Source organism: Deltaproteobacteria bacterium (assembly GCA_019309045.1).
Classification (GTDB): Bacteria; Desulfobacterota; Syntrophobacteria; order BM002; family BM002; genus JAFDGZ01.
Genome location: JAFDGZ010000161.1, coordinates 1 through 3,537 on the forward strand (window position 1 = coordinate 1; position 3,537 = coordinate 3,537).

Consider the following 3,537-nt stretch of genomic DNA (forward strand, 5'->3'; position numbering starts at 1 on the left):
TATCCATGTCTAATAGGGTCGAGCGCCAGAACTGGCCGCTTTCAGCCGTCTCGGGATAGCTTTTTTTCTCCCTTGTTGCGCACGTACGCCCACAGCGCATCCAACTGCCCGCGTTCGACCCGAAACTCTGCCATCAGGACATCTTCCAGTTGCTCGGCATGCTGAGCCGCCTCACGCAGCCACTGCAGAATGGTGTCTTCCTTGTGCCCTTTGACCCGCGACAGGGTGCTGATCCGGCTGCCTTCTGCCAGAAAGGCCAGGGTTTCCAGAATCTCGTGTTCCGGGGTGCGTTTACGGTAGAAGATCGTCCCCAGGGTTTCGGTGAAGGTCTTCCCGCAGGTTTTGCATTGATAGCGTTGGACGCCTTTGGCCGTCTTGCCTGACTTTTTAATGTTCCGCTGCTGGCCGGTCTGAAGCTTCCCGTAATCAGGGCAGGCTCCGTTTGGACAAAAATCTCCACTATGGGCAAACTTCTCCATCTTGTCTCCCTCGGTTTCGTTTGCCCAGAGTATATATCATTCTCTAACTACACTCAAGAGGGAGACTATCCAAGTATCTAAACTTGAAAAAACAGAGTAAATGCCAAAAGCATTTTAGGCATACTAACCCTGGAAGTAAGCAAGGGCACAGAAATAAAAATTACCGCTGTTGGAGAGGATGAAGAAAAGGCCATCTCTAAAATCAAAAACTTAATTGAAGGCGATTTTGAATAGGAGGCAAAATGAACAGGAATAATAGGGACAACTTAGCAATGATACGATTTATATCTGACGAGGGGATCGATAAAATTCATGAAAGCACACTTACAGCTCTGGATGAGATTGGAATAAAAATTTTGCATGAGGGTGGTCTGGCTTTATTAGCAGATGCAGGCGCAAAAGTAGACCATAAAACTAAGATTGTAAAAATCTCTCCAGATTTGGTTGAAAAATGTTTGGCAACAGTCCCTAGCCAATTTTTGATGGCTGGCCGGGAAGAAAAGAATGATATTTTCTTAGAAGCTGGCAAGGTTTACGGACGCAATGGTGGCGGACCGGGATCAATTGTTGATATCGATTCGGGTGAAGTGCGTTATGTGACAGAGAAAGATGTTAGAGATTATGCCAAGCTTGTAGATGCAATGGACCATATAGAAATCGTTGCCCCTGTTTATGCCCATGAAATGGCAGGCAACACCAGAGATATCCGTGTACTAAAGGCCCTTTTTGAAAGCACATCCAAACATATCAATATGCGGTTGTTGAATATGCATAGTCTCCCGTATGTAATGCGTATGGCTGAAGCTGTAGCTGGTTCTAAAGAAGCGTTACGTCAACGACCAGTGATTACTATGCTTGAATCGCCAATCGCTCCACTAAAAATCCCAGATGTTTTAGTAGAAACCTTATTGGCCTGCGGTGAATACGGTGTCCCACTAGAGATTTGCAGTATGCCTATTACTGGAGCAACGGGACCAATCACGTTGGCTGGTTCCTTACTGATGAACAACATCGAGACAGTTACTTCAATGGTTATCTCTCAATTGGCACATCCCGGTGCACCATTGATTTATACCCCTCGCATTATGGTAATGGATATGACCACTGGTTATTCATTGACCGGTTCTATGGAGAATGCAATGCTTGCAGCCGCTGCCGTTCAGCTAGCAAGAGAAGCCTATAACATGCCAGTAAACATGCATGGCCCTTACACAGATTCTCAAACTAGTGATGCTCAAGCAGGAATTGAGAACACATACTTCACAATTCTATCTGGTTTGGCTGGTGCAAACATTCTCACAGGAGCTGGACATTTAGCTGGTGGCCTAATCATTAGCTTTGCCCAATTACTAATGGATAACGAATTGATGGGGATTGCTAAGCGATCAATGGAAGAGTTTGTCGTCAATGACGAAACCCTAGGATTAGATGCAATTGCTAGGAGCATATCTACTGATAACTTACTGTCAGATAAACACACCCGCAAACACCTCCGCTCCTCCAATCGTTATTTTCCGAAGTTATTGACCAGAGAAGCGCGTGACAAATGGAAATCTTTGGGCTCGCTTACTATGGCAGACCGAGCAACAATAGCAGCACGAGAATTACTTGAGTCTCATCAAGTAACACCACTCTCAGGAGAAATTTCTAAAGCTTTAGAAGAGATCGTTGCTGAAGCCTCAGCAAAATTGGACTAAAAATCGTTAGCAAATTACCACAGATTCATCATGTTGTTTGGAGAAAATAAATGAAAGAGGAAATCTTTGACAAAATGAGTAAAGCTGTTCTCGAGGGAGAGACAGAAGATGCAAAATCGCTGGCCTATCGGGCTTTGGAGCAAGGGCTTGATCCCCTAGAGTGTATCACCCAGGGTCTTACCAAAGGAATCCAGTTGGTAGGAGAAAAATTTTCAAGAGGTGAATATTTTCTCCCAGAATTAATTATTGGGGCTGATGTGATGAAAGCAGCCCTCGAAATACTTGAACCTGCTCTTTTGGGTGACCAAAAGCGAGAAGTTGTTGCACATGTCGTACTTGGCACAGTTCAAGGCGACTTGCATGAGATTGGTAAGACTCTTGTAGGGACAATGTTGACAGCCAATGGATTTAAGGTAACCGATATTGGGGTAGATCAAAGCCCAGCTGCCTTCATTGATGCGATCAAAGAAACTAACGCAACTATTGTTGGCGCATCCGCCTTGCTCACAACAACCATGCTTCAACAAAAGAAATTAATTGAAGCACTTGAGAAGGAAGGGTTACGCGATCAGGTCAAAGTTCTTGTTGGTGGCGCTCCGGTGACTCAAAGTTTTGCTGCCGAAATTGGTGCAGACGGTTATGCTGAAGATGCAATCTCGGCAGTAAATATCGCAATGCGATTTGCAGATGCCCCTGCGTAGTAAGTTGAGGATTGGAGCTTCTGATGAAAAGTGAAATTCGCAGTTTTATCAATTCTCGGGTTCTACAAGTTCCTGAGTATGATCAGAAACATGTAACTGTCTGTTGGCAAAGAGATGGTGAAGTCAAGCGTTCGCTAAGTTAGATTCGCTTTCAACATCAAGACCGGCAAACAGCGCATGGACAGCACGTACGTGGCCAGCAATATTCGGAAGATGGGTCGCCTGCAGCTGCTGGTGGAGGTTCTCCAACGGGTGCAACGTATGTTGAACGAGAGCGATCAGAAGAAATATGCCGAGGACTTTGGGCCTTATCTCCAGGGACATGCTGGGCAATATGTTTACCGTGTCAAAGGCAAGGATACCTCCGAACACATCCGCCAGATTGGCATCTTCATGCAACGTTTGTTGATCGACTTGAAAGAGGTTTATGCAGAAGAAACGGTCTACCGGGTGCTTGAGCGTGTCTTTAGCGAACACTATTGCCTGGAGGAGCAGGAGGTTGTGGCCAAAACCGGAGACCAACTGAGCGCCAGCAGCCTGCAATCTCCTGACGATCTGGAAGCCGCCTATCGTGAGAAAGCGGGTCGCTCTCACCGGGGGTATGTGGCCAACATTACCGAATCTTGCGATCCTGATAACTCATTGCAATTGATTACCAAG

The 3,537-nt window shown here is 45.9% G+C and carries 5 protein-coding genes; 4 read left to right on the top strand and 1 reads right to left on the bottom strand.

Translation table 11 applies throughout. The annotated features are described in order from the left end of the window. Positions 1-41: 41 nt before the first annotated feature. Entirely contained in the window at positions 42-479 is a 438-nt protein-coding gene (locus tag JRI89_17085) for an IS1 family transposase (GenBank protein MBW2072945.1), read from the bottom strand. 111 nt (positions 480-590) lie between these two features. Here JRI89_17085 and JRI89_17090 point away from each other — a divergent pair, with 111 nt between their 5' ends. The 4 genes from JRI89_17090 to JRI89_17105 all read left to right on the top strand — a co-directional run. Further along, positions 591-713, top strand: coding sequence for an HPr family phosphocarrier protein (locus JRI89_17090; protein MBW2072946.1), 123 nt, complete (start codon positions 591-593; stop codon positions 711-713). 8 nt (positions 714-721) lie between these two features. Further along, on the top strand, positions 722-2,176 hold the full coding sequence (locus tag JRI89_17095; GenBank protein ID MBW2072947.1) for a trimethylamine methyltransferase family protein: 1,455 nt from the start codon (positions 722-724) through the stop codon (positions 2,174-2,176). Between the two features lie 50 nt (positions 2,177-2,226). Continuing rightward, positions 2,227-2,877: a corrinoid protein gene (locus tag JRI89_17100; protein MBW2072948.1), complete on the top strand. Its 651-nt coding sequence runs from the start codon at positions 2,227-2,229 to the stop codon at positions 2,875-2,877. A 177-nt stretch (positions 2,878-3,054) separates the two neighbouring features. After that, on the top strand, positions 3,055-3,537 hold a 483-nt coding region (locus JRI89_17105), incomplete at its 3' end, for a DDE transposase (GenBank protein ID MBW2072949.1).

What these genes read in the sequence shown, in the direction of transcription:
- JRI89_17095 (MBW2072947.1), top strand. Translation starts at nt 722, where the DNA reads ATGAACAGGAATAATAGGGACAACTTAGCAATGATACGATTTATATCT.
- JRI89_17085 (MBW2072945.1), bottom strand. Translation starts at nt 479, where the DNA reads ATGGAGAAGTTTGCCCATAGTGGAGATTTTTGTCCAAACGGAGCCTGC.
- JRI89_17100 (MBW2072948.1), top strand. Translation starts at nt 2,227, where the DNA reads ATGAAAGAGGAAATCTTTGACAAAATGAGTAAAGCTGTTCTCGAGGGA.